The organism is Thioclava kandeliae, assembly GCF_040297545.1.
Lineage (GTDB): Bacteria > Pseudomonadota > Alphaproteobacteria > Rhodobacterales > Rhodobacteraceae > Thioclava > Thioclava kandeliae.
The window spans coordinates 363,696-388,960 of the sequence record NZ_JAYWLC010000002.1; the positions used below are offsets into that span (position 1 = coordinate 363,696).

The 25,265-nt window shown below is 61.1% G+C and carries 20 protein-coding genes; 13 read left to right on the plus strand and 7 right to left on the minus strand.

All coding sequences use genetic code 11. The annotated features are described in order from the left end of the window. From gcvP to VSX56_RS04445, 4 genes are all read left to right on the plus strand, one after another. On the plus strand, positions 1 to 2,832 hold the full coding sequence (gcvP, locus tag VSX56_RS04430) for an aminomethyl-transferring glycine dehydrogenase (RefSeq protein ID WP_350935114.1): 2,832 nt from the start codon (positions 1 to 3) through the stop codon (positions 2,830 to 2,832). Between the two features lie 80 nt (positions 2,833 to 2,912). Then, a complete protein-coding gene (gene nadC, locus VSX56_RS04435; RefSeq protein WP_339113386.1) occupies positions 2,913 to 3,749 on the plus strand; it encodes a carboxylating nicotinate-nucleotide diphosphorylase in 837 nt (278 codons plus the stop codon). Between the two features lie 69 nt (positions 3,750 to 3,818). After that, positions 3,819 to 4,418 (plus strand): sigma-70 family RNA polymerase sigma factor, encoded by a 600-nt coding sequence (locus VSX56_RS04440; RefSeq protein WP_406870031.1) that lies wholly within the window; start codon positions 3,819 to 3,821, stop codon positions 4,416 to 4,418. Beyond that, complete coding sequence (locus VSX56_RS04445; RefSeq protein ID WP_350935117.1) at positions 4,415 to 5,119, plus strand: anti-sigma factor; 705 nt, start codon at positions 4,415 to 4,417, stop codon at positions 5,117 to 5,119. Before VSX56_RS04440 ends, VSX56_RS04445 begins: the two co-directional genes overlap by 4 nt. A gap of 44 nt (positions 5,120 to 5,163) precedes the next feature. On the opposite strand, the gene VSX56_RS04450 is transcribed toward VSX56_RS04445, so the two are convergent. Further along, complete coding sequence (locus tag VSX56_RS04450; RefSeq protein ID WP_434096007.1) at positions 5,164 to 7,476, minus strand: FdhF/YdeP family oxidoreductase; 2,313 nt, start codon at positions 7,474 to 7,476, stop codon at positions 5,164 to 5,166. 169 nt (positions 7,477 to 7,645) lie between these two features. Here VSX56_RS04450 and VSX56_RS04455 point away from each other — a divergent pair, with 169 nt between their 5' ends. Continuing rightward, the gene (locus tag VSX56_RS04455; RefSeq protein ID WP_339113383.1) at positions 7,646 to 8,563 is read left to right on the plus strand and encodes a formate/nitrite transporter family protein; all 918 of its coding nucleotides are present in this window, start codon (positions 7,646 to 7,648) and stop codon (positions 8,561 to 8,563) included. A gap of 52 nt (positions 8,564 to 8,615) precedes the next feature. Here VSX56_RS04455 and VSX56_RS04460 read toward each other — a convergent pair whose 3' ends face one another. The 6 genes from VSX56_RS04460 to VSX56_RS04485 form a co-directional block, all read right to left on the minus strand. Beyond that, the gene (locus VSX56_RS04460) at positions 8,616 to 10,841 is read right to left on the minus strand and encodes a methyl-accepting chemotaxis protein (protein ID WP_350935121.1); all 2,226 of its coding nucleotides are present in this window, start codon (positions 10,839 to 10,841) and stop codon (positions 8,616 to 8,618) included. An 18-nt stretch (positions 10,842 to 10,859) separates the two neighbouring features. Then, a complete protein-coding gene (locus VSX56_RS04465; RefSeq protein ID WP_350935124.1) occupies positions 10,860 to 11,780 on the minus strand; it encodes a substrate-binding domain-containing protein in 921 nt (306 codons plus the stop codon). A 116-nt stretch (positions 11,781 to 11,896) separates the two neighbouring features. Then, positions 11,897 to 13,345 carry a sensor histidine kinase gene (locus tag VSX56_RS04470; protein ID WP_339113380.1) on the minus strand — a complete coding sequence of 483 codons (1,449 nt, stop codon included), beginning with the start codon at positions 13,343 to 13,345 and terminating at the stop codon, positions 11,897 to 11,899. Beyond that, positions 13,342 to 14,001, minus strand: coding sequence for a response regulator (locus VSX56_RS04475; RefSeq protein WP_339113379.1), 660 nt, complete (start codon positions 13,999 to 14,001; stop codon positions 13,342 to 13,344). Before VSX56_RS04475 ends, VSX56_RS04470 begins: the two co-directional genes overlap by 4 nt. 60 nt (positions 14,002 to 14,061) lie before the next feature. Continuing rightward, a complete protein-coding gene (locus VSX56_RS04480; RefSeq protein ID WP_339113378.1) occupies positions 14,062 to 14,559 on the minus strand; it encodes a DUF4405 domain-containing protein in 498 nt (165 codons plus the stop codon). Positions 14,560 to 14,626: 67 nt separating this feature from the next. After that, complete coding sequence (locus tag VSX56_RS04485; RefSeq protein WP_350935127.1) at positions 14,627 to 15,373, minus strand: siderophore-interacting protein; 747 nt, start codon at positions 15,371 to 15,373, stop codon at positions 14,627 to 14,629. A 675-nt stretch (positions 15,374 to 16,048) separates the two neighbouring features. Here VSX56_RS04485 and cyoA point away from each other — a divergent pair. The 8 genes from cyoA (at position 16,049) to nirD (ending at position 25,256) form a co-directional block, all read left to right on the plus strand. Further along, positions 16,049 to 17,194: a ubiquinol oxidase subunit II gene (gene cyoA, locus VSX56_RS04490; protein ID WP_350935129.1), complete on the plus strand. Its 1,146-nt coding sequence runs from the start codon at positions 16,049 to 16,051 to the stop codon at positions 17,192 to 17,194. Next, complete coding sequence (gene cyoB / locus VSX56_RS04495) at positions 17,184 to 19,181, plus strand: cytochrome o ubiquinol oxidase subunit I (RefSeq protein WP_339113375.1); 1,998 nt, start codon at positions 17,184 to 17,186, stop codon at positions 19,179 to 19,181. The genes cyoA and cyoB overlap by 11 nt, the downstream gene beginning before the upstream one ends. A gap of 2 nt (positions 19,182 to 19,183) precedes the next feature. Then, positions 19,184 to 19,807, plus strand: coding sequence for a cytochrome o ubiquinol oxidase subunit III (cyoC, locus tag VSX56_RS04500; protein WP_339114425.1), 624 nt, complete (start codon positions 19,184 to 19,186; stop codon positions 19,805 to 19,807). Next, positions 19,807 to 20,181 (plus strand): cytochrome o ubiquinol oxidase subunit IV, encoded by a 375-nt coding sequence (gene cyoD / locus VSX56_RS04505; RefSeq protein ID WP_339113374.1) that lies wholly within the window; start codon positions 19,807 to 19,809, stop codon positions 20,179 to 20,181. The genes cyoC and cyoD overlap by 1 nt, the downstream gene beginning before the upstream one ends. An 84-nt stretch (positions 20,182 to 20,265) precedes the next feature. Next, entirely contained in the window at positions 20,266 to 20,988 is a 723-nt protein-coding gene (locus VSX56_RS04510; protein WP_350935133.1) for an SURF1 family protein, read from the plus strand. 208 nt (positions 20,989 to 21,196) lie between these two features. Beyond that, positions 21,197 to 22,084, plus strand: coding sequence for a uroporphyrinogen-III C-methyltransferase (gene cobA, locus VSX56_RS04515; protein ID WP_350935135.1), 888 nt, complete (start codon positions 21,197 to 21,199; stop codon positions 22,082 to 22,084). 404 nt (positions 22,085 to 22,488) lie between these two features. Then, the gene (gene nirB, locus VSX56_RS04520; RefSeq protein ID WP_350935137.1) at positions 22,489 to 24,933 is read left to right on the plus strand and encodes a nitrite reductase large subunit NirB; all 2,445 of its coding nucleotides are present in this window, start codon (positions 22,489 to 22,491) and stop codon (positions 24,931 to 24,933) included. Then, entirely contained in the window at positions 24,930 to 25,256 is a 327-nt protein-coding gene (nirD, locus tag VSX56_RS04525) for a nitrite reductase small subunit NirD (RefSeq protein ID WP_350935140.1), read from the plus strand. Before nirB ends, nirD begins: the two co-directional genes overlap by 4 nt. Positions 25,257 to 25,265 lie beyond the last annotated feature (9 nt).

A 25,265-nucleotide genomic window follows, 5' to 3' on the forward strand; every position in this document is an offset into this window, starting at 1 on the left:
ATGCCCTTTACCCCTTCCGCCTATAATACCTATGATTTCGCCAATCGCCGCCATATCGGCCCCAGCCCCTCGGAAATGGCCGAGATGCTGAAGGTGGTGGGTGTCCAGACACTCGACCAGCTGATCGACGAGACCGTGCCCGCGGCCATCCGCCAGAAGGACGCGCTGTCCTGGGCGCCTCTGTCGGAATACCGTCTGCTGGAGAAGATGCGCGGCGTGGCCGCCAAGAACCGCGTGATGACCTCGCTGATCGGGCAGGGCTATTACGGCACCGTCACCCCCCCCGCGATCCAGCGCAATATCCTTGAAAATCCGGCATGGTATACGGCCTATACGCCCTACCAGCCCGAGATCGCGCAGGGCCGTCTCGAGGCGCTGCTGAACTACCAGACGATGGTATCGGACCTGACCGGCCTGCCGGTGGCCAATGCCTCGCTTCTCGATGAGGCGACGGCCGCCGCCGAGGCGATGGCGATGGCGCAGCGTTCGGCCAAATCGAAGGCGCAGGCCTTCTTCGTCGATATCAATTGCCACCCGCAGACGATTGCCGTGATCGAAACCCGCGCGCATCCGCTGGGCATCGAGATCATCAAGGGCGAGCCCGAGGATCTGGTGGCCGAGCAGGTCTTTGGCGCGATCTTCCAGTATCCGGGCACTCTGGGCCATGTGCGCGACTTTACCGCCCAGTGCGAGGCGCTGCATGAGGCCAAGGCCGTGGCCGTGGTCGCGACCGATCTTCTGGCGCTCTGCGTGCTGAAAGAGCCGGGTGCGATGGGCGCTGATATTGCCGTGGGGTCGGCGCAGCGTTTCGGCGTGCCGATGGGCTATGGTGGCCCGCATGCGGCCTTCATGTCCTGCCGCGATGCGTTCAAACGCTCCATGCCGGGGCGGATTGTGGGTGTGTCGATCGACGCCAATGGCAACAAGGCCTACCGCCTTGCGCTGCAGACGCGCGAGCAGCATATCCGCCGCGAGAAGGCCACCTCCAATGTCTGCACCGCGCAGGCATTGCTGGCGGTGATGGCCTCCTTCTATGCCGTCTTCCATGGTCCGATGGGCCTGAAGGCGATTGCCGAGAGCGTGCATTACCATGCCGTGCGCCTGCGCGATGCGCTGGTGGCCGCAGGGGCCGATGTGCAGCCCGAAGCGTTCTTCGACACGCTCACCGTGCGCGTGGGTGTGGGCCAGCAGGGCATCATGGCCGCCGCCCGTCACCGTGGGCTGAACCTGCGCAAGGTCGGCACCGACCGCGTGGGCATCTCGGTGGACGAGATCACCGATGAGGGTGTTCTGGTGCGTCTTCTGGATGCCTTCGGCATCACCGAGCCCGCGCCCATGGAGGTCGAGCGTGGCTTCCCCGAGGCGCTGGTGCGCGAGAGCGATTACCTCACCCATCCGGTCTTCCAGATGAACCGCGCCGAATCCGAGATGATGCGTTATATGCGCCGCCTGTCGGACCGCGATCTGGCACTGGACCGCGCGATGATCCCGCTCGGCTCCTGCACCATGAAGCTCAATGCCGCCGCCGAGATGATGCCGATCACCTGGCCGGAATTCGGCTCGCTGCATCCGTTCGCGCCGCGTAATCAGGCCGAGGGCTATCACGAGGCGATTGCCGATCTGACGGAGAAACTCTGCGAGATCACCGGCTATGACGCGTTTTCCATGCAGCCCAATTCGGGCGCGCAGGGTGAATATGCGGGGCTTCTGACCATTGCCGCCTATCACAAGGCACGCGGCGAGGAGCACCGCAATATCTGCCTGATCCCCGTCTCGGCGCATGGCACCAATCCGGCCTCGGCGCAGATGGCTGGTATGAAGGTCGTGGTGGTGAAATCGGCGCCCAATGGCGATGTGGATATCGAGGATTTCGAGGCTAAGGCCACGGAAGCGGGCGCCAATCTGGCGGCCTGCATGATCACCTATCCCTCGACCCATGGCGTGTTCGAGGAAACGGTCCGCACGATCTGCGAGATCACCCATAAACATGGCGGTCAGGTCTATCTGGACGGGGCCAATATGAACGCGATGGTGGGTCTGGTGAAACCGGGCGAGATCGGGTCGGATGTGAGCCACCTCAACCTGCACAAGACCTTCGCCATTCCGCATGGCGGTGGTGGTCCGGGCATGGGTCCGATCGGCGTGAAGGCGCATCTGGCGCCCTATCTGCCCGGTCACCCCGAGGAAGGCAGTGATGGCACCGTGTCGGCGGCCCCCTATGGCTCGGCCTCGATCCTGCTGATCTCGTGGGCCTATTGCCTGATGATGGGCGGCGAGGGGCTGGCCCAGGCGACCCGTGTGGCGATTCTGAACGCCAATTACATCGCCTCGCGTCTCAAGGGCGATTATCCGATCCTCTTCATGGGCAACCGTGGCCGTGTGGCGCATGAATGCATCCTCGACACGCGCGGATTTGCCGAATTCGGCGTGACCGTGGATGATCTGGCCAAACGCCTGATCGATAACGGCTTCCACGCGCCGACCATGTCCTTCCCCGTGGCGGGCACGCTGATGGTGGAACCCACCGAGTCGGAAACCAAGGCGGAGATCGACCGCTTCATCACGGCGCTTCTGGCGATCCGCGAGGAAGTGCGCGCGGTGGAGAATGGCGAGATCTCGGCAGAGGACAGCCCGCTGCGCCATGCGCCGCATACGGTCGAAGACCTCGTGGCCGAATGGGACCGCGCCTATAGCCGCGAGGCAGGGTGCTTCCCTGCGGGCTCGTTCCGCGAGGACAAATACTGGCCGCCGGTGGGCCGCGTGGACAATGTCCATGGCGATCGTAACCTGATCTGCATCTGCCCGCCACCCGAGGCCTATGCGGCAGAGTGATCTGTGAAAGGGGGCGCTTTCGCCCCCTTTTTCTATGCTCGGCGACGGGGTAGAACCCTGAAAACAGGTGGAGGACCCCGATGCTTTACGACATGCGCAAACTCGACGCCCAGATCGCGCTTTGGCTTGATGAGGATTGCGGCCAGTTCGATCTGACCGCCAAGATCATGGTGGAGGATGACGCGACGGGGCGGTTTGCCTTCAATGCGCGCGAGGACATGGTGCTGGCGGGGCTGCCGATGGCAGCGCGGGTGTTCCGGCATCTGGACCCGAAGCTGAAGCTCGAGGTGCTGGCCGAGGAGGGCGAGAGGATCGATGCGGGCACCACCTTTGCCATTATCGAGGGCAACGCGCAGGCGATCCTGACGGGCGAGCGTGTGGCGCTCAACCTGTTGCAGCGGATGTGCGGGATTGCCACGCTGACCGCCGCCTATGTGGCAGAGATCGAGGGGACGGGTGCGTTTCTGGTGGACACGCGCAAGACCACGCCGGGGCTGCGCGGGCTCGAGAAATACGCGGTCACCTGTGGTGGCGGGCGCAACCACCGCCTGAGCCTCGATGGGGGTATTATGCTGAAGGACAACCATATCGCGGTGGCCGGATCGATCACCTTGGCGGTGGCCAGAGCCAAGGCGAAGGCACCGGTCCTGACCAAGATCGAGGTCGAATGCGACCGTCTGGAACAGGTCGAGGAAGCGCTTTCGGCAGGGGCCGATGTGATCATGCTCGACAATATGACCAACGACGAGATGCGGGCGGCGGTGGCGCTCGTGGGCGGGCGCGTGCCTCTGGAATGTTCGGGCGGGGTGCGTCTGGAGACGATCCGCGCCAAGGCCGGGACTGGCGTCGATTTCATCTCGGTCGGGCGGATCACCCAATCCGCGCCTTGTGTGGATATCGGGCTCGACGATCTCTGATCGTTTTTGTTGGACAGAACGGACCCTTGCTTTAGGTTAAGTCATGACCGCCGAGGGAGGATCTGGTTCATGCAGACTATCTCAGGCCTCGCGCCTGCCAAATCGCGCCGTTCCACATCTCGCGGGCTGTCGACTCCAGAGGAGATTGAAGCCCTTATCGCGCGGGTCGTTCTGCGTGATAAAGCCGCCTTTTCAGCGCTTTACGATGCCACCAGTGCTAAGCTGTTCGGGGTTTGCCTAAAGGTGCTCGACAACCGTGCCGAGGCCGAGGAGGCGCTGCAGGAGGTGTTCCTGCGGATCTGGCGCAAGGCCGACCGCTATAGTGTGACCGGCCATAGCCCGATGACATGGCTGATCACGCTCGCGCGCAATCTGGCCATCGACCGGTTGCGCAAGCGTCAGCGCGGGCGCACGGATATTGACGAGGTCTATGATCTGTCCGACGATAGGCCGGGGCCCGAAGCCTGCATGATCGCCAACTCCGAGGCCAAGCGCATCGGCTCCTGTCTGGAGATGCTGGAGGATGGGCGCGCCGATGCCGTGCGCGGGGCCTATCTCAACGGCGACAGTTATGCCGATCTGGCCGAACGTCACAATGTGCCGCTGAACACGATGCGGACATGGCTGCGCCGCAGCCTGATGAAGCTGAAGGATTGCATGAGCCAATGAGTGCGACGCCCGAATTCGATGATGATCTTCTGGCCGCCGAACAGGCGCTACGCCTTTTGCCTCCCGAGGAACAGGCCACCTTCGCTGCGCGTTTGCGCGACGAGCCCGCCTTGCGCGCGCGATTGCGCGATTGGGAGAGCCGTTTCGCGCCTCTGGCCGAGGACTTCCCCGAAGTGATGCCGCCAGCCTCGGTAAAGCGCCAACTGATGACCGAGATCGGTGCTCCGGCATCGCGCAGATCGCTGATGCTCTGGGGGTGGCTTGCAGGTGGTGTCGTGGCGGTGGGTATCACGGCGACCTTCTTCGTACCCGATATCATCAATACCCTGAATAACCCCGCCATTCCGGCCCTTCCCGGCTTTACACCGGGCATGCAGGCCAGCCTGATGGGCGCGGGCGACCAGCTTCTGGTGCAGGTGCAATATGATACCGGCACCGGCGAAGTGCGCTTGGTGCAAATGGCCGGGGTGCAGCATGCGACAGACCGGTCGATGGAGCTTTGGGTGATCCCTGCAGGGCAGAAGCCCGTCTCGCTGGGTCTTATGCCCGAACAGCGCGATGCCCACATGCCGATGCCCGATGAACTGCGCCCGATGCTGGCGAACGCGACCTTCGCCATCACGGATGAGCCCAAAGGCGGCGCGCCAGACGGTGTGGCAACAGGTCCGGTCATCGCCAAGGGCGATATGACCTCCGTATAATCCACTCCGATTGCTGGAAGGGCCGCACATGAGGCGGCCCTTTTTTATGCGATGATCCGGACGGGGGTGCCCTTATAGGCGGGTGTGCCGGAGCGGAGTTCGTGATATTCCAACGGGATCAAGGGGTTCAGCTCGGGATAATAGCCCGCAACACAGCCATTGGGCAGATCGAATGCAGTGACGCTCAGTCCCTCGACACGGCGCTCGCGCCCGTCCTCGATATCGCAGACCAGCGTGACTTTCTGACCCTCCGAAAGCCCCGCCCGTTCCATTTCGCCGCGGTTGATGAGCACCACCATACGCGAGCCCGAAAGTCCCCGCAGGCGGTCCGAATGCCCGTAGATCGTGGTGTTGAACTGGTCGTTGGAGCGCATGGTGTTGAGCGTGTAGCTCTGGCCACGCGCGGTGGTGCCGGGCTCCTGACCCAGCGCCGAAAGGGTCGTGGGCGTGGTGAAAAGCGCCTTTCCGGCCTCGTTGTTCCAGCGCCGCTCGCGGGCTGCATTGCCACGGTAGAACCCGCCCGCCTTCGACATGCGCAGGTTCATCTCGTGGAACTGCGCGGGCCAAGTGGCGGCGATCAGATCGCGCACATGGTCGTAATTCGCGGTCCAGTCATCCCATTGCAGCGCAGGATTGGCGGGTAGGGTGGCTTTGGCGATGCCCGCGATAATGGCAAGTTCGGATTTCAACTGGTCGCTTGGCGGTTTGGCGCGGCCCAGCGAGGCGAAGATATGGCTCATCGTGTCCTCGACGGTCTGCACCTGCGGTACACCGTTCTGCAGATCCTCGTCGGTCCGTCCCAGACAGGGCAGGATATAGGACACCTTACCCGGATTGAGATGCGAGCGGTTGAGTTTGATCGCGATCGAGACGGTGAGGTTCTGCTTGCCCCATGCCTCTTCCAGCCGCTCGATATCGGGCATGGCGCGCAGGAGGTTGCCGCCGAGCGCGATGGTGGCTTTCACCCGGCCCTCGATCACGCCCTTACCGGCCTTCACGATATTCATCCCGCGTGTGCGGGGCAGGGTGACGCCGAACATCTTCTCCTGTTTGTCGAGCGGGAAGAGCGCGGGGTTCTCGCCGATCCCCACGGTGCGCTGCCCCTGCACGTTCGAGTGCCCGCGCACGGGCGAGATGCCCGCACCCAAACGGCCCATGTTTCCGCGCAACAACAACAGGTTGACCAGCATGCCGAGGTTCAGCCACCCGTTGACATGCTGGGTCAGGCCCATGCCATAGACGCCGATCACGCGCTTGGCGTCGACATAGATTTCCGCAGCCTGCTCGATCATGGCGCGGGTCAGGCCCGAATGGTGCTCGATCTCCGCCCAGTCCATAGTGCGGATTTCTGCCATCGCCTCCTCGAGCCCCTGCGTATGCTCGGCGATGAAGTCATGGTCCAGCACTGTGCCGGGGGCGGCATCTTCGCGCGCGAGCACATATTTGATCATGCCCGCCAGCACGGCGATATCCCCGCCGGGACGGACCTGATAGTAATGGTCCGAAATCTTGGTCGATTTGCCGGTGACCATCTGCTTGGGGCTTTGCGGGTCGGTGAACTCCAGCAGGCCCTTTTCGCGGATCGGGTTGAAGGTCACTACCTTGCAGCCGCGATCCACAGCCTCTTTCAGTGTGTGCAGCAGCCGCGGGCTGTTGGTGCCGGTATTCTGGCCAAAGAAGAACAGCGCATCGCAATGGTCGAAATCTTCCAGCGTGCAGGTGCCTACAGGAACGCCGAGATAGGTGTTGAGGTTCACCGAGGTGGTCTCGTGGCACATATTCGAAGATTGCGGCAGGTTGTTGGTGCCATAGATCCGCGCCAGCAACGCGTAGAGATAGGAGGGCTCGAGGCCCGCATGGCCCGAGGCATAGAAAACCGCCTCATCGGGGGTGATCCCGTTCAACTCTCGCCCGATCTCGGCAAAAGCTTCCTCCCACGCCACAGGCTGATAGCTGTCGGTGGTGGCATCATAACGCATCGGATGGGTCAGGCGACCTGCGGCTTCCAGATCATGATCGGTCCACTGGCGCAGGTCGCTGACCTTATGCGCAGCGAAGAAGGCAGGGCCCACCTTCTTCGTGGTCAGCTCCCACAACGTTGCCTTGGCGCCGTTCTCGCAGAATTCGAATGTTCCGGGATTTGCGGGCTTGGCCCATGCGCAGGACGAGCACATCGCGCCGCCAGTCTTGTTCAGCTTGGCAAGGATCTGCAGCGCCAAGGGCGTTGGAGGCTCTTTCTTCATGATCCGCGCGACGCCCTCAAGCGATCCCCATCCCCCTGCGGCTCGTTTATAGACAGGGGTGCCGGCATCGGCTTCAACGGGCGAATGGCTGTAATCTTCGGGTTTCATCGGCATCTCCCAGTGCGCAAGGCTCCTCTTTTGTGACGCGCCCAATGCGCAGGCACAAGTCTGGATGCGACAAATCATAGCACATCCCGAACCAATGGAACGAAATGCTGCGATACTACGTTCCTTCACGGTTGCAAAAATCTATGTGACGGCAAACGAGCGGAAGGAACCGAAGTTGTCAGAGCGAGAACAGGCCGCAGCGGATCAGGAGCATGCGGAAAAGAAACATGAAGCCTCGTTCGACGAGCACGAGCTTCGGGCCATCGAGAAAACGGGGGCGATGAGCCCGCCTGCCATTTTTGAATCGATCCGCCGCTCGGGGGTGGAAGAGCTGATGCGTCCGGCCTCGGCGCTGGTCATGTCCTCGCTCATTGCCGGGATCGCCATCGGGTTCTCGGTTTTCACCGAAGGTCTTCTGCGGTCTCATCTGCCTGATGCCGAATGGCGTCCACTTGTCGAGAATTTCGGTTATACGGTGGGCTTCCTGATCGTGATCATGGGGCAGATGCAGCTGTTCACCGAGAACACCATCACTGCGGTCTGTCCGGCGCTGGATGAGCCCGGACCGGAGGTGTTCCGGCGCCTTGCGCGGCTATGGGGGATCGTTTTCCTCTTCAACCTGATCGGCGCGACACTGTTCGGGATCGTGCTCTATCTCATGCGCGGCTATGATCCGGCGCTCTGGCAAGCGGTTCAGGAGCTTTCGGAAGAGGCCACCCATTTCCCGTGGCTCGAAACCATGTTGCGGGGGATTGGTGCGGGCTGGCTGATCGCGGCGCTCGTCTGGATGTTGCCCAATGCCCGCCAGTCCAAGCTGCTGATGATCGTCATCGTGACATGGATCATCGCGACGGCGGAATTTACCCATGTGGTGGCAGGCTCGACCGAGGCGACCATCGTGGTGCTATCGGGCAAGATGTCCGCGATCGGGGCGCTTACCGGTTTTACCCTGCCCGCATTGATCGGGAATGTGCTTGGCGGATCGGTATTCTTTACCGTTCTCACATGGGCGCAGATCAAGACCGAGCTGGAGGAACCCAAGGAATGCCCGTGGCGCCATGAGGGGGATCCGCGCGCGAGACGGCGTAGCTGAGGGGCGCGGATGCGGAATGGAAAGGGGCCCGGCAGGGCCCCTTGACTTAATGTTATGCCGCGTTCGCGGTGTCATCATAGCCGGAGCCCGCGACGCGGAACTGGGTGATTGCCTCGTTCAGCGATTTTGCCTCTTGCGAGAGGGCCAGAGAGGCTGCTGATGTTTCCTCGAACATCGCCGCGTTCTGCTGGGTCATCTGGTCAAGCTGGGCGGTCGCCGAGTTGATTTCCCGAACGGCATGGGATTGTTCCTCGACCGAGTTGGCCACGCTAGAAATATTGGTCGCAATCTCGGCAATCGAGTCGGCAATACGCTGCAGGGCGGTATCGGTCTGGCCGACAAGATCCACGCCGATCTTCACGCTATCGGAGCTTTCCGAAATCAACCCGCCAATCTCGCTCGCCGCTTCCGACGAGCGCTGTGCAAGGGCCCGGACTTCGGAGGCCACGACCGCAAAGCCGCGCCCCGCATCGCCCGCTCGCGCAGCTTCCACGCCGGCATTGAGTGCCAGAAGGTTGGTCTGGAAGGCGATATCGTCGATCACACCAATGATCCGCGTGATCCGGTTGGAGCTTTCGGCAATGGAATTCATCGCAGCGACCGCCTGTGCCATAATATCGCGTGACGCAAGGGTTTCCGATTTCGAGCTATGTACGACCTTTTCGGTCCGGCGGCTGTTCTCGGCGGCGGAAGCGGTGTTGGCCGCGAGTTCCTCGACCGCGGCCGCCGTTTCCTCAAGGGTCGCCGCCGTGCTTTCGGTGCGGTGCGACAGGTCGGTCGCGGCCTGACTGACCTCGGAGGCATTGTTGAGGATGTGGCTGACGCTCGACTGGATCGAACCTACCAGATGGCTGAGCGAGTCGATACTGCGGTTGTAATCCGCGCGCAGGGCCTCGTAGCTCTCGGGGAAGCGGGTCTCGATGCGCTGGGTCAGATCGCCTTGCGAAAGACGGCCAAGGGCCTTCGCGAGTGTGGAGACAACCTGCTCCTGCTCTGCCGCGCGCTCGGCCCGCTCGGCCTCGGCCAGTTCGGCAAGGCGCTGTTTCTCGGCCGCGGCGGCGTGCTCGCGCTCCATGTGTTCGCGTTCCTCGCGGGCCTTACGTTCCATCTCTGCACGCTCTGCCTCAAGCTTGCGCTGGGCTTCCGCCTCACGCTCGGCGGCCTCACGGGCCTCGGCCTCGCGCTGCTGTTCCTCCAACTCGCGATTGGCGAGAATGTTCTGCCTGAAGATCTGGAGCGCTTCGATCATCGCCCCCAGTTCGCCCCCGCGTTTTTTCGTGCCTTCGAGCGCATCGATATTGCCCTCGGCCAGATCGCGGGTGCGTCGGGTCAGATCCCGCAACGGGCGTACCAGAACCATCTGCAGGAAGCCGATCGTTACCATGAGCACGAGAAGCGAGGCACCGATTGCAAGCTCCATATTTCTGGTCGCCTTACCGATCTGGCTATCCAGAACGCCGGCGCGAGCGCTTACGCCGTCAAGGGCTTCGCCTCCCACTGCGGCAGCGCCCGCACTGAGCTGGGTGATCTCGCTCAGCGCCGCACTCGAGGCGGCAGCCCCCGCCGCCAGCGCTTCGAGTTCGTTGCCGCGCCGTGCGATTACCCCGGTTTCGGGGTCGATCAGGTCATGCAGCATTGCGACATCGGTGTCATACCCGTCGCCGAGGCTGAAGATCAGCAGTTTTGCCTGACCCTCGACAGAGGCCTTATACCGGTCCAGACCGATCAGATCCCCCTCCATCGACACCGTAACGATCTGGCGAAGCAGGGATTGCGCATCGGCGCGGGCTTGGGGCGGACCCATCAGTTCAAGTTGCGAGACGAGGATCTCGAGCTTGCTGAGATCCTGACGGACGGCTGTATGCGCAAGCGAGGCATCCTCGCGGGCCGCCGCCAGCTGCAGGAGTTGCAGCTTGAATTCGGACATGCGGTCGGCGAGATCAATGGCCTGACGCGGCGGGCGCTGGCGGGCCAGTTCGAAGAAGGCCGCAAAGCGCTGCTCCGAGGTCTTCAGGACCTCATCGATCTCGGCGGGTGTATTGGCCAGAAGCAGCGCGGTGATCAGCTCGGGCAGGCGGTTGGCGCTTACCATGATATCGCTGGTATTGCGTAGATCGGGGACATTGTCTTCGGCCAGTTCGTGCATGCTCGTCGAAAACTGTTGGAAGACAAGCCATGCAACGGTGATGGCGGCGCCGAGAATAGTAACGAGGAGGATCTGGCTGAACGCGAGGCGCGGACCGATCCCAGCGAAGAAGTTATTGAATTTCTTAAGCATTTGGGTCTCCGCCGCCGGTCAGTTCATTGCGACCGACGCATCGGCCGGTTTCACGAGTTCAAAGGGTATCCAGACTTGCGGGGGCAGGGTCTCGCCCGCCAGAAGCTGCTGTGCGGAGACGATGGCGCCACGGGCCTGCTCGGCGGCGTTTTGCAATACCGTGACGTCGAGCTTGCCTTCGGCCATTGCCTTTCGGGCGGTGGCGGTGCCGTCGATGCCGCCGATCAGGATTGTGCTGTGATCGATACCTGCCTCGTCGAGAGCGGCAATCGCCCCCAGCGCCATATCATCATTATTAGCCACGACCGCATCGGGCAGGGGCCCCTCGGCCAGCCATTTCTCCATGATGGCACGTCCACCATCCACCGACCAGTTGCCAAAAGCTTCGGCTTGAATGGTGACGCCCGAGCAATGATCGGTGGCCAGTTCACTGTAATAGGCCTTGGTCCGCTCGCGCGCTGCTTCCGACACCAGATCGCCGACAAGGATCGACACCGTGCCCGTATTGCCCAGTGCATCGCAGACATAGCCTACCTCGAGGCTGCCCGATTGGGTTTCGGGCGAGCCGACATAGACCTGCGGACCCTGCAGGACCTCCCAGTTCAGGGGTTTCGCATTTACGAAGACCAGAGGAATGCGCGCCTTCTGGGCCATACGCGAGATGGTCAGGCCGGAATCGGCGCTTACGGCATTCACGATCAGAGCATCGACCTTCATGTCGATGAGCTTCTGCACCTGTTCGAGCTGCGTTTCGGTGCTGTTCTGCGCATCCATGATCTCGAGATCCGTATCGGGCATGGAGGCTGCCGCATCGGTGAAGCCGCCCTCCAAAGCCTTGATGAAGATCTGGGATCTATCGATTAACGTTACCCCGTATGTCGCGGCCGCGAGCGGACTGGCGACACATAGGAGGACCGGAAAGAGCAGGCGCGCAAACATCAACTACCTCGTGCAAAGGACTGGCCGGAAAGTGATTCCCGGGGATTGACCTTCAGGGGTAGCAGTCGCGGCCTAAGAAAGTGCTTATTTCACCTAAAGATAGCTAAAATGCGATGTTATGGCAGGAAAACGGCCTGAAATCCGCTTGCCTTGCCGGGGATCGGGCTGTGCAGCTCGAGCGTTGCCCCCGACCTCTCGGCGATCACATGGGCAATCGCGAGACCCAACCCCGTGCCGTCTCCGGCACCATCCCCGCGGGCAAACCTGTCGGAGATGCGCGCCAGCTGCTCCGGCGGCAGGGCAGGCGCATCATTGCGGACGGTAAGCCTGCCATCGGGGCTGAGGCTTATCTCTACGCCGCCCGTCCCATGTTTGCGCGCGTTCTCGATGAGATTGCGCGCAAGGATTGCGAAGGCATCAGGGTCGAGATCACTCATCACGGGGCGGTCAGGACGGTTCACGTCCAGCCCGGCCGCGATTGCCGGATCGGCGCGGCGCATATCATCGAGCAGGATGTCGAGGATCATCCGCAGATCGTTTTTTCCGTCCAGACGGAGCTGCGCCCCTTCGGCGCGCGCCATCTGCATAAGCTTCTCGGAGAGGCGCGACAGACGCTTCAGCCCGCCCTCGATCTCCAGTGCCCGCGAGATCGCGACCGGATCGCTACTCTCGGCGCGCAGCCGCTGGGCCTGTGCGATGGCACCGGCCACGGGTGTGCGCATCTCATGCGCGGCATTGGAGGCAAAGCTGCGCTCGGAGTCGAAGGCGGCCTTGAGGCGCGACAAAACGGCATTGATTCCGTCGGCGATCGGGCGCAGCTCGGAGACCATGTGCTCGCTCTCCAACGGATCGAGACGCTGCGGCCCGCGAAGAGCCAGATCGTGCTCCAATTGGCGCACAGGATTGAGTGCCCGCCGCACCGCCCAGAAGATCCCGCCCAGCCCGAGGGGCAACGCGATCAGCAGCGGTAGCGACAGCAGCAGGATCATATTGCGTCGCACCGCCTGCCGGTGGTCGAGCGGCTCTGCCACGGTGATCGACAGGCCCGCGCGGGGAGAATAATCGGTAAAAGTGCGATAGCCCGACAAGGTCAGGAAACCGGGCGTGATATCGTCGGAGATGGCGATGTCCTCGCTGCCATCGGTTTGCAACAGAACATCACCGGCCTGATTGCGCACGATGAATTCGACGGTGTCGGGCCGGTCATCCAGCCGTGCCACCGCGCGGTTTTCGGGCGGCGGCGGCGGCCAGAGGCGGTCGTTGGGCGAGCGGTCATTGCGCTGCGGGTCGGGTCGGGAGCGCGCATTTGGCGACTGGTTCTCGCGGGTGCTGTGATCACGCGTGCCCTGCTGGACCTCACCGGAGTTGCGCGCCCGCAGGCGTTGTTCGCGCAGAGCGAAAGGCAGGATGCGCTGCGCGGTATCGCTCAGTTCGCGGTCGAAGACGCGGTTCATCTCGCGGCTCATGAGCCCTGCGGTGACCACGGCGGCCGCCAGCCACAGGACCGCGACGCCCGCACCGATGAGAAGCGCGATGCGCAGTCCCAGAGAACGGGGCAGCCTCATTGTGCCACCAGTCGGTAGCCCAGCCCGCGCTCGGTCTGGATGCGGTCACGGCCCAGTTTCTTGCGAAGGTGGCTGACATGGACCTCGATCGTATTGGAGCCGATCTCGTCATCGAAACTGTAGAGAGCCTCTTCCAGCTGGGCTTTGGACAAAAGCTGGCCCGGACGGGCGAGAAACGCCTCGAACAGCGCCCATTCGCGCCCCGTCAGGGTTACGGGAAGCCCCTCGCGGGTCACCGATTTTGCAGGCAGGTCGATGCGCAGATCGGCAATATCCACCGTCGGGTTCGGATTGCCGCTATAGCGCCGTGCGACCGATCCGATGCGCGCTGATAGCTCGTCCAGATCGAAGGGCTTGACCAGATAGTCATCTGCCCCCGCATTCAGCCCCGCGATGCGGTCGCTGACCTGATCGAGGGCGGTCAGGATGATCACCGGCACCGTGGAGCCGCCCGTCCGCTGGTCTTTCAGAAACGGAATGCCGCGCCCGTCGGGCAGCATGAGGTCCAGCAGGATGAGGTCGAAACGCGAGATCTTTGTCAGATCACGCGCCTCCTCCAGCGTCTGGGCCCAGTCGAGCGAATGCCCGTCCGCGCGGATCTGGTCGCTGACGGCACTGCCGAGGCTCTGATCGTCTTCGACAAGAAGAATGCGCATGGGGGCGGGTCCTTTCGGCTACGGATCGGGGATGGTTCAAGGGATGCCGTCTGCGCGCGTTTATTGCAAGAGCAGGCGGGCGATGGCATCGACCTGCGCACCGGCGCCTTGGGCGATCTCGGCGGGCGACTGCTCGGGCGTGCCGCTATAGCCCGCCGCTTGCAGGCGCGTCAGCAGGGCGGTGCTGTCACTGTCCAGAACCGGCGCAATCTCCGAGATCGGGGCGTCGAGCAGCTTCTGTGCAAGGGCGAATTGCGGGGGACGCCCGCCCTTGGCGGTGCTTTCCGAACTGATCGGCAGGGCGAATGCCACGGCCGCAATCAGCGAGGCCACGAGGGCAAGCAGCATCGGCGGCGCCTTGAAATAGGCTTTCAGGGGTCGCCAGTTGCGCCACAGATGCAGAACGAAGGGAATGACGAGCACCATCGACAGCCATTCATGCATGCTGTGGAACCAGCCCATCTGCCAATGGAAGAACAGGGCGACGCCCGAGACGAGGGAAACGAGGAATAATCCGGTGATGAGTGGTGTCGCATAGCGGAAAAGGGTCTGGCGCATAATAAACTCCGGAGAAAGCGGGCCTGTCTCCGGAGCGTAGCGGGCGAGTCTGATGCGAAGCTGAAGCTTACATCGATTTGTCGCTGGAATCGGCCTGACCCTTGATCCAGTAGCCTGCGGCCTTCATCCAGGGCAGGGGATGGCCGCGCTGCTCCAATGCGTCGCGGATGGCGCGCGCGACAGCGGCCTCTGCGGCGATCCAGACAAAGGTGCCCTCTGGCAGATCGAGCGAGGCGAGCCGCTCGATGAAGGGCGCAGGGTCCGTCGGATCGTCGCGATGGATCCACAGCGCCAATGTCTGCGCGGGAGAGGGCAGGGGCTGTTCGTCCTCGGGGCCCTGTACGGCAACGAGGCTGGTGGCCGGAATATCGGCGGGAAGCTCCGCAAGGCGGCGGCCGATGGCGGGCAGGGCGGTCTCGTCGCCGATCAGCAGCCAGCTGCGGATCGGGCCCGTGATAGTCTGCGATCCGCGTGGCCCGCCGATCCGCGCTTCGTCCCCGACGGACACCGATTTGGCCCAGAGCGTGGCGGGGCCTGCATCATGTAGCGCGAAATCGACGGTCAGCGTGAGGGTTTCGGGGTCGAAGACGCGGGGCGTATATTCACGCATCACCGGCTCGCCATCCGCATCGGGTACGATCAGTTTGAAATGGTCGTCGGGAGCGGTCGAGGTGAACCCCTCTAGCTCGGGCCCCGAGAAGACGAGGCGCAGCATATTGGGAGTGAGCCGGGTGATCTCGGAGACGGTCAGCGTGCGACGGACAAGCTCGTGACGCTGACGCTCAATGCGCGGTAAGGTATCTGATGTGGTCATGGGAAATCCTGGATTGCAATCTATGCGGGGGCCGGATGGCGCCTGCACATTTCCTGATTAAAAAAATCGAGAATTAGGCCCGGGTCAAGGCGTCCGGTTGCGAGGCGGTTGTGCATATGGTCACAGGTCAGCCGCGGTAGCGCTGGTTGAGGAAGATTTTGCGAGTTTCAAGTTGTGACATGCTCTAAAGGCATGACGTGTGTTCATAACCGGCATGCAAAATTGTAAAATTGCCGTGATTAAAAAAGTGAACTTTGCCTAGTGTCTTCTGCCCGAAAATTATACAGATTTGATACGGATCAGTTTTGTCAACTCACGTCTCCATGAGTTGTCACGCAGTGCAGATCAAGAAAATTTTTATTCGAAAAATCAAGTTCATCATTAAAAAAATCTCTATTTTACATCCTCTTGAGGGGGCGTGTTGCGACGTTTTTACACAGGAATGCGATCTGATTCGTTTACCTGTATTTCAACCCAAGGAATCGGCTGCAAAAATCCTGCCGGAAATTCAGCGCGTCGGAATGTCGCATAGAGATTTAACCTGTTGATGCATAATGCAGGCTCTAGTCTTGTCTTGGCCCCCTGCTCGTGGCATGTGGTCCCGACTTTTACTACAAATTGCGGCGAGGGTGCTGCATTGCATGCCCGAAGCTGCAAAGCTGCAAGAGGCACGCATTGTTGAAACACCTCAAACTCCCGCTGATGCTGTTGGCGGCAGCGTCGCTGGCGGGATGTCAGTACGAAGTTCTTTTCCCCAGCGGCTGGGTCGCTGAGCAAGAGCGCGACCTACTGGTCATCTCGACAGTCCTGATGCTGCTGATCATCATCCCTGTTGTCATCATGACGGTCTATTTCCCCTGGAAATACCGCCACGATCGCGATGACCAGAGCGATTACGAGCCCGAATTCGCGCATTCGACCAAGATCGAAGTCGTTGTCTGGGGCATTCCGGTCATCATCGTCGCCATTCTCGGCGTCATCCTGGCGATCTATACCTATCGCCTCGACCCCTATCGTCCGCTCGACCATACCGAGAACATGGGCGCACCGGTCGAAGTCGAAGCGGTCTCGCTCGACTGGAAATGGTTGTTCATCTATCCCGAGCAGGGCGTGGCTTCTGTTAATGAACTGGTGATCCCCGAGGGGCGCCCGATCAATATGAAGCTCTCCGGCTCGACCGTGATGAACACGTTCTGGGTTCCGGCGCTTGCGGGTATGGTCTACTCGATGGCTGGCATGGAAACCAAACTGCATTTCATCGCGGATGAAACCGGTGATTTCCAGTCGCGTTCCGCCCATTACTCGGGTCCCGGTTTCTCGAAGATGACGTTCACCACGCATGCCGTGAACGACGCCGATTTCGACGCATGGGTCGCCAAAGCCAAGGCGGAAGGCGAGCCTCTGACCCGCGAATCCTACTTGCAGCTTGAGCAGCCCACCATCGATGCACCCGTCAGCTATTACAGCTCCGTCGTGGACGGTCTGTTCGACCGTATCGTCGGGCTGTGTGTTGAAGAGAACAAGGTTTGCATGAACGAGATGATGATGCTCGATATGCATCGTGATCAGATCGCAGGCCATGAAGGCGAGAAAGCCGAAGGCGAGGGCGGCGAGCATGCCACCATCGGCATGCCCAAGCACCTGTTCGAATATGACGACCAGCGTGCGATCGACGGTCACGGTAACCTGATCTCGCTGCCGGCAGATACCTCCGAGGAGCACATGTCCGCACTCGACGCGCGTCAGATCATGGCACAAGCCGCGCTTGGCGCCGATGGCCTCTGCCTCCCGAACCAGGAGTATAAAACCAATGTTAACTGAAGAAGCTCGCGTGGCGCAGGAGACGATCTCCCCGATCTTCGGGCGGCTCAGTCTCTCGTCCATTCCCTATCATGAGCCGATTCTGATCGCGACCTTCGCAGGTGTTGCCGTTGCAGGCATCATCGTTCTGGCGCTCATGACCTATTTCAAGGCATGGAAACCGCTCTGGACCGATTGGGTCACCACGATCGACCACAAGAAGATCGGCATCATGTATATGGTGCTCGGTTTCATCATGTTCGTGCGCGGCTTTGCCGACGCGCTGATGATGCGCGCGCAGCAGGCAATGGCTGCGGGCGGGGCAGAGGGCTACCTTCCGCCGCACCACTATGACCAGGTCTTCACCGCTCACGGCGTGATCATGATCTTCTTCGTGGCCATGGCCTTCATCACCGGTGTGATGAACTTCGTCATGCCCGTGCAGATCGGTGCCCGCGACGTGGCCTTCCCCTTCCTGAACAACTTCTCGTTCTGGATGACGGTGGCCGGTGCGCTTCTGGTCAACATCTCGCTGTTCATCGGTGAGTTCGCACGCGTCGGCTGGCTGGCCTTCCCGCCGCTATCGGGCGCTGCCTATTCGACCGGGCCGGGGATGGATTACTATCTCTGGGCGCTGAACATCGCGGGTATCGGGACAACGCTTTCGGGCGTGAACATGTGCGCCACCATCTTCAAGATGCGTGCGCCGGGCATGTCGCTGTTCCGTATGCCGGTCTTCACCTGGACCGCGCTGTGCACGAACATCCTGATCGTGGCGGCCTTCCCGGTTCTGACCGCAACCCTCGTGATGCTGACGCTCGACCGCTACATCGGAACGCATTTCTTCACCAACGACCTTGGTGGGAACGCGATGATGTATGTCAACCTGATCTGGATCTGGGGTCACCCGGAGGTCTACATCCTCATCCTGCCCTGCTTCGGGATCTTCTCGGAAGTCGTGGCGACCTTCTCCGGCAAGCCGCTCTTCGGCTACAAGACGATGGTCTGGGCAACGATGTCGATCATGGTTCTGTCCTTCATCGTGTGGCTGCACCACTTCTTCACGATGGGGTCGGGCGCTGCCGTGAATACCTTCTTCGGTATCACGACGATGATCATCGCCGTGCCGACGGGTGTGAAGATCTTCAACTGGATCTTCACCATGTATAAAGGCCGCGTGCGGTTCGAGACCCCGATGTACTGGGTGATCGGCGGTATCGTGACCTTCACCATCGGTGGTATGACCGGCGTTATGCTGGCAATCCCGCCGGTCGACTTCCAGCTCCACAACTCGCTGTTCCTGATCGCGCACTTCCATAACGTCATCATCGGTGGTGTTGTCTGGGCGATCTATGCAGCTGTCTACTTCTGGTGGCCCAAAGCCTTCGGCTTCAAGCTGCATGACGGTCTGGGTAAAGCGTCCTTCTGGTGCTGGTTCGTGGGCTTCTACCTTGCCTTCATGCCGCTCTACCTGCTGGGCTTCATCGGCGTGACGCGCCGGATCAACTCCTATTCGGATCCGTCCTGGCAGCCCTACTTCGTCGTTGCCGCCATCGGTGCACTGTTCATCCTGGCCGGCATCCTGCTGAGCTTCGCGAACTTCGCCTACTCGATCTACAAGCGTAAAGAATTGGCTTGTGGCTCGGACCCGTGGAATGCGCGTACGCTCGACTGGGCAACCTCGTCCCCGCCGGCGAAGTACAACTTCCCGCAGGATCTCCACATCAACGGGATCGACGAATTCTGGGCGATGAAACAGCGTGGGTTCAAGTGGTCAACCGACTACCAGCCGATCCACATGCCGCATTACACGCCCGCAGGGTTTGTCATTTCGGCGCTGGCCTTCATCTTCGGCTTCGCAATGATCTGGTATATCTGGTGGCTGGCTGTCGTAAGCTTCGTCGGTGTCGTCGCCTACACGATCTACCATACCTTCAACTACAACCGTGACTACTACATCCCCGTAGAAGAGATCGCGGAAACCGAAGCAAAGGGAAATGCAGCATGACGATGCTTGATACCCCCGTCACCGGCCCCATCAAGGGGCCGGAAGGTCCGGACCATCATCAGGACCATCATCATGTGAGCCCGACGCCGATCGGTTTCTGGCTCTACCTGATGTCGGACTGCATCATCTTCGGCACGCTCTTCGCGACCTATGCCGTTCTTGGTGGCAACTATGCCGGCGGCCCGGGCCCGAAAGATCTGTTCGAACCGTCACTGGTGCTGTGGGAAACCGCGCTGCTGCTGATCTCGTCGATCACCTTCGGTGTGGCCATGCTGAACGCGACTGCCCACAAGCTTGGCGGCACGATCATGTGGCTCATCATCACGCTGGCCTTCGGTCTGGGCTTCCTCGGCATCGAACTTTACGAATTCCATCACTTCATCAGCATTGGCGCAGGCCCCGATCGTTCGGCCTTCCTGTCCGCCTTCTTCCTGCTGGTGGGGACCCATGGTCTGCACGTAACCTTCGGGTCGATCTGGCTGATCACTCTGGTCTTCCAGCTCCGTAAGCACGGTCTGATCGAGGCGAATATGCGCCGCCTGTCGACGCTGTCGATGTTCTGGCACTTCCTCGACCTGATCTGGATCGGCGTCTTCTCCTTTGTCTATCTCGTGAGGCTCGTCTAATGGCTGAACATAGCTCGCATTCGCATGGCTCCATGGGCCAGCTGATGATCGGCTTCGTCCTTGCCGTCATCCTGTCGATCATCCCCTTCTATCTGGTGATGGCCGATGTGGATATGTCGCGGACGACCATCGTCGGGATCATCATGGGTCTGGGCGCCGTCCAGATCATCGTGCACCTCGTCTACTTCCTCCATGTCAACCGTTCGGTTGAAGAGGGCTGGACGCTGGCAGCCACCGTTCTGGCGGTCATCATCCTTGTTATCGTTCTCGCAGGCTCGCTCTGGGTCATGCACAATATGAACGAAAACATGCAGCCGATGCCGACCCAGGAACAGATGATGGAAATGATGAACCTGCAGAACCAGCAGGGCTGATCTGGACATCATGACCGAATGACGGGGCCGGGAAACTGGCCCCGTTTTGCTATCTGCTTCTCTCTAGCAATCCGGAGACCTCCTATGACTACCGAAATCCGCTGGGTCCGTTTGGGCATCGCAACCGTTCTGGCTGCCGCTTTCGTCGCGCTTTTCATGTCGCTCGGCATCTGGCAGGTGCATAGGCTGCATTGGAAGCTCGATCTCATTGCGCGGGTCGATGCGCGGGTGGCGGCAGAGCCGGTGCCGGCGCCCGGCCCCGCGGACTGGGCGGGGATCACCCGCGAGGGAGATGAATACCGCCATGTCGAGGTGGATGGCACTTTCATGAACGAGGACGAGGTGCTGATCTACACGCCCTCAATGTTCGGACCGGGCTACTGGGTGCTGACGCCGCTCAAGCGCGATGACGGCACGATCGTGATGATCAACCGTGGCGTGGTCTCGGAGGAGAAGAAATCTCCCGACAGCCGCGTGGCGCCCGAGGGCGAGCAGCACATCACCGGCCTGCTGCGGATCACCGAGGATCACGGCTATCTCTTCAGCCAGAAGGACCGTCCTGAAGATGGCGTCTGGTATCGCCGTGATATCGCTTCGATCACCAAAACCAAGGGGCTCGAAAACGCGGCTCCCTATTTCATTGATCAGGATCTGACCGATCCCGAGGGTTTCCCGCGCGGGGGCCAGACGGTGGTGAAATTCCGCAATTCTCATCTGAGCTACGCCATCACATGGTTTTCTATGGCGGCACTCAGCCTTGTGGGCTGGGTCGTCGTGCTGCGGCAAGAGCTGAAAAAGCGCGGCTGAGTGCCGCAATAATGTGCAATGCGGGGCAGGTTTTCTGAAAAGCCGCCCTCCGCCCCAGCCGGAATATTGCGCGCTGTGAACAAACTCTGGTAATAGGAACCATGCGGCAACGACGTCGCGTCGACTTTCTAGGATTCCGGGCGAAGCTGCCTGACCCCCTGCATATGCGGTGAGGTCTGGCGGCTTTTTTGTTTTGAGGAACATGACGATGATGGGTCTTCCTATTGCTCTTCGCGACCGCATACGCTGGTTCGGCATCGGTCTGGGTCTGGTCGATGCGCCGGTCCGGGCCAGTAGCGGGCGATCGCTTGCCGCAGGGCAGGGTCAAGAGGCACCGCGGCGCGGACATATCTCGCTTGTGGGGGCGGGGCCGGGAGCCGCCGACCTGCTGACCTTGCGGGCTGTGGATCATATCCGGCGAGCGGATGTCGTGCTCTATGACCGGTTGATCTCGGAGGAAATCCTCGACCTGATCCCAAGCGGGATCGAGACTGTCTATGTTGGTAAGGCGGTGGGCGCCTGCGCCTGGCCGCAGGACAAGATCGACGCGCTGATCGTGGAGGAGGCTCTGAAAGGTCGGCGCGTGGTGCGGCTGAAATCCGGCGACCCGTCGATTTTCGGTCGGGCCTGCGAAGAGATCGCTGCCGCCCGTGCAGCCGATATTCCGGTCGAGATTATCCCCGGGATCACGGCGGCCTCGGCGGCGGCTGCGAGTCTGACGCGTCCGCTCACCTCGCGCGGGCTAACCGATACATTCGTTCTGACGACCGGCACCTGCCGCCCCGGCGACGCGCCCTCCGACCGGACCCGTTTTGCCCGTCCCGGCACCTCGATGGCCTTCTATATGGCGGTCGAGCGGGCAGGAGAGATCCAGCGCGATCTTCTGGAGGCCGGTGTGCCGCCCGAATGCGAGATCGACGTTGTAGCTTCGGTCAGCACGCCGCATGAGCGCAAGGGGCAGATGACGCTTGGCACGCTGACGCAGGAGATCGAGGCGCAGGATCTTCATAGCCCTGCTGTGATCTTCATCCGCTACCCCAAGACGATGGCGGCATGTGAAATACCGGCGCAGGCGGGCTTGCAAGCCGTCGAATAATGCGCGTGACGCATTGTTTGGGACGGATGGAAACCGGGCTCGTGCCCGGTTTTCTTTTGGGTGTATTTTTAATGTGCTGTTTATTTTGTCAATTATGCAGCTTGTTGCTTAGTTTTGGGCAAGTTTTTCAATATCTCATGGGCGCTGCCAGATTTTTATGGAACGTCCTTCAAAATGGTTTGTGGAATCGTCATTCCGCGATAATGCTGAGTTTAAGGCCTGGTTAAGGCCATCTGCCGCAATGGCGCGGCTCTTCCGAAAACGCCCCTAGGGGCCTGCGGCAATGGCGCTGCATTTCGCACTGATCTTCTTCAGAATGCGGGATGATGCCTGCCCGTCTATGCAGCTTCACTCCCGAACTCACTCGCCGCGACCATCGTGTCGCATGCCATTAGGGGTTCGTTATGACCAAGCAGAAACTCGTCATCGTCGGAAATGGTATGGCTCCGGGCCGGATGCTCGAACACCTGTTCGAGACTGCGCCGGACCTATATGATGTAACCATCTTCAACGCCGAGCCGCGCGTCAATTATGACCGTATCATGCTCTCGCCCGTGCTTGCCGGCGATAAGAGCTATGAAGATATCATCATCCATAGCGAGGACTGGTATGCCTCGCATGGTGTCACGCTGCATATGGGCGAGCGCATCATCGGGATCGACCGTGACGCGAAAACCGTCACTTCGGCCAAAGACCGTGTCGTGCATTACGACAAGCTGGTCATCGCCACCGGCTCCAACCCGTTCATCATTCCGGTTCCGGGCCATCAACTGGAGGGCGTGCTGGCTTACCGCGACCTTGATGATACGCAGAACATGATCGCGGCAGCCGCGCGTGGTGGCCGTGCCGTGGTGATTGGCGGTGGTCTTCTGGGCCTCGAGGCTGCGGCCGGTCTGAAGAACCGCGGCATGGACGTAACCGTCCTGCATATCATGCCCTCGCTGATGGAGCGCCAGCTCGATCCGGCGGCGGGCCACCTGCTGCAGCAGGCGCTCGAGGCGCGCGGCATCGAGGTGCGCTGCAAGGCCAATACCAAGCAGATCCTCGGCACCGAGCGTGTGGAAGGTGTCGAGCTGGAAGACGGCACCATTCTGGACGCCGATCTGGTGGTCATGGCCGTGGGCATCCGCCCCAATACCGGCCTTGCGAAAGAGGCGGGGCTCGAGGTCAATCGCGGCATCGTCACCGATGCGCAGATGCGCACTTCGGATGCGTCGATCTACTCGGTCGGTGAATGTGTCGAAGTGGGCGGTATGGTCTACGGCCTTGTCGCGCCACTCTATGACATGGCCAAGATCGCCGCTGCCGATCTGGCAGGCGCACCGATTGCGGGCTTTAAACATGTCGACACGCCCACCAAGCTGAAGGTGACCGGCTGCGACCTCTATTCGGTCGGCCAGTTCGGCGAGGGCTATGAGGAGATCGTGCTGCGCGACGCGGCGCGTGGCTCCTACAAGCGCCTGATCGTGCAGGAGAACAAGATCGTCGGCGCGGTGCTTTATGGCGATGTGGCCGATGGTGGCTGGTATAACGAGATGATGAAATCCGGCGCCTGTATCGAGGATATGCGCCAGACCATCATCTTCGGCCAAGCCCATCAGGGCGGCGGCAATTTCGACCCGGTCGAAGCGGCGGCCGCGATGTCAGATGATGCCGAGATCTGCGGCTGTAACGGGATCTCCAAGGGCACCATCGTCAAGGCGATCAACGAGCAGGGTCTGACGACGCTGGCCGATATGCGCGCCCATACCAAGGCTTCGGCATCCTGCGGTAGCTGCTCGAACCTTGTGGCCTGTGTCATGAAATCCGTGCTGGGCGAGAGCTTCGTCCAGAAAGCGGTCGAGCCCGTCTGCGGCTGTACCGAGCATGGCCACGAGATCGTGCGCGCCACTATCAAGAAGGCCGGTCTGAAATCCATTCAGGCCGTTTATCAGACGCTGGAATGGAAAACTTCCGAGGGCTGCGCCAAATGCCGCCCCGCGATCAACTATTATCTTCTGTCGGAATGGCCGGGCGAGTACGAGGACGATCAGCGCTCGCGCTTCGTCAACGAGCGTCTGCATGCCAATATCCAGAAGGATGGCACCTATTCGGTGGTTCCGCGGATGTTTGGTGGCATGACCACGCCTGACGAGCTGCGCGCGATTGCCGATGTGGCCGATAAATACAACATCCCCACCGTCAAGGTGACCGGCGGCCAGCGGATCGACCTGCTAGGCGTGAAGAAAGAAGACCTGATCCCCGTCTGGGCTGATCTGAACAAGGCGGGCATGGTCTCGGGGGCCGCATATGCCAAGGGTCTGCGCACTGTCAAAACCTGTGTGGGCAAGGACTGGTGCCGCTTTGGCACGCAAGACAGCACCGGGCTCGGCATCAAGCTCGAGAAGTTCCTCTGGGGCGCATGGTCTCCGGCCAAGCTGAAACTGGCGGTCACCGGCTGCCCGCGCAACTGCGCCGAGGCGACTTGCAAGGATATCGGGGTGATCTGCGTCGATAGCGGCTACGAGATCGTCTATGGCGGCGCGGCGGGTCTGCATATCCAAGGGACCACCAAGCTGGTGAATGTGGCGACCGAGGAAGAGGTCATCGAATATACCGGCGCGTTGACGCAATGGTATCGCGAGACGGGCTTCTATCTGGAGCGGATCTATAAATGGGCCAACCGTCTTGGCTATGACCATATTCAGGACGTTCTGGTCAATGACCCCGAGCAACGCCGCGCCTATTACGACCGCTTCGTCTACTCGCAGCAATTCGCACAGATCGATCCTTGGGCCGAATTTGTCGCCGGAAAAGGCGCGTCCGAGATCGAACCGATGGCAGAAATCAAACTGGAGGCCGCAGAATGAACGCCACCGCTACCAGCCTCACTTGGGTGGCCATCGGCCCCCTCAGCGCAATCCCCCGCCTTGGCGCACGCTGCGTCATCAAGGGCGATACCAGCATTGCCGTATTCCGTCTCAATGATGACCGGCTCTTTGCACTCGAAGACCGCTGCCCCAATGATAACGGGCCGCTCAGCCAGGGGATCGTGCATGACGGCCTCGTCACTTGCCCGATCTGCAATTGGGTGATCTCGCTTGAAACCGGCGCCGCCCAAGGCGCCGATCAGGGCCAGACCGCTACCTTCCCCGTCAAGCTGGATGATGAAACCATCTATCTCGGCGTCTGAACGACCAAT

Excerpts from the sequence above, each read along its gene's own strand:
- VSX56_RS04450 (WP_434096007.1), bottom strand. The coding sequence starts at position 7,476 with ATGCCGATGAAACCCGAAGATTACAGCCATTCGCCCGTTGAAGCCGAT.
- VSX56_RS04465 (WP_350935124.1), bottom strand. The coding sequence starts at position 11,780 with ATGTTTGCGCGCCTGCTCTTTCCGGTCCTCCTATGTGTCGCCAGTCCG.
- VSX56_RS04440 (WP_406870031.1), top strand. The coding sequence starts at position 3,819 with ATGCAGACTATCTCAGGCCTCGCGCCTGCCAAATCGCGCCGTTCCACA.
- VSX56_RS04470 (WP_339113380.1), bottom strand. The coding sequence starts at position 13,345 with ATGAGGCTGCCCCGTTCTCTGGGACTGCGCATCGCGCTTCTCATCGGT.
- VSX56_RS04480 (WP_339113378.1), bottom strand. The coding sequence starts at position 14,559 with ATGCGCCAGACCCTTTTCCGCTATGCGACACCACTCATCACCGGATTA.
- cyoB (WP_339113375.1), top strand. The coding sequence starts at position 17,184 with ATGTTAACTGAAGAAGCTCGCGTGGCGCAGGAGACGATCTCCCCGATC.
- VSX56_RS04510 (WP_350935133.1), top strand. The coding sequence starts at position 20,266 with ATGACTACCGAAATCCGCTGGGTCCGTTTGGGCATCGCAACCGTTCTG.
- VSX56_RS04485 (WP_350935127.1), bottom strand. The coding sequence starts at position 15,373 with ATGACCACATCAGATACCTTACCGCGCATTGAGCGTCAGCGTCACGAG.
- nirD (WP_350935140.1), top strand. The coding sequence starts at position 24,930 with ATGAACGCCACCGCTACCAGCCTCACTTGGGTGGCCATCGGCCCCCTC.
- VSX56_RS04460 (WP_350935121.1), bottom strand. The coding sequence starts at position 10,841 with ATGCTTAAGAAATTCAATAACTTCTTCGCTGGGATCGGTCCGCGCCTC.
- nirB (WP_350935137.1), top strand. The coding sequence starts at position 22,489 with ATGACCAAGCAGAAACTCGTCATCGTCGGAAATGGTATGGCTCCGGGC.
- cyoC (WP_339114425.1), top strand. The coding sequence starts at position 19,184 with ATGCTTGATACCCCCGTCACCGGCCCCATCAAGGGGCCGGAAGGTCCG.
- nadC (WP_339113386.1), top strand. The coding sequence starts at position 2,913 with ATGCTTTACGACATGCGCAAACTCGACGCCCAGATCGCGCTTTGGCTT.
- VSX56_RS04475 (WP_339113379.1), bottom strand. The coding sequence starts at position 14,001 with ATGCGCATTCTTCTTGTCGAAGACGATCAGAGCCTCGGCAGTGCCGTC.
- gcvP (WP_350935114.1), top strand. The coding sequence starts at position 1 with ATGCCCTTTACCCCTTCCGCCTATAATACCTATGATTTCGCCAATCGC.
- VSX56_RS04445 (WP_350935117.1), top strand. The coding sequence starts at position 4,415 with ATGAGTGCGACGCCCGAATTCGATGATGATCTTCTGGCCGCCGAACAG.
- cyoD (WP_339113374.1), top strand. The coding sequence starts at position 19,807 with ATGGCTGAACATAGCTCGCATTCGCATGGCTCCATGGGCCAGCTGATG.
- cobA (WP_350935135.1), top strand. The coding sequence starts at position 21,197 with ATGATGGGTCTTCCTATTGCTCTTCGCGACCGCATACGCTGGTTCGGC.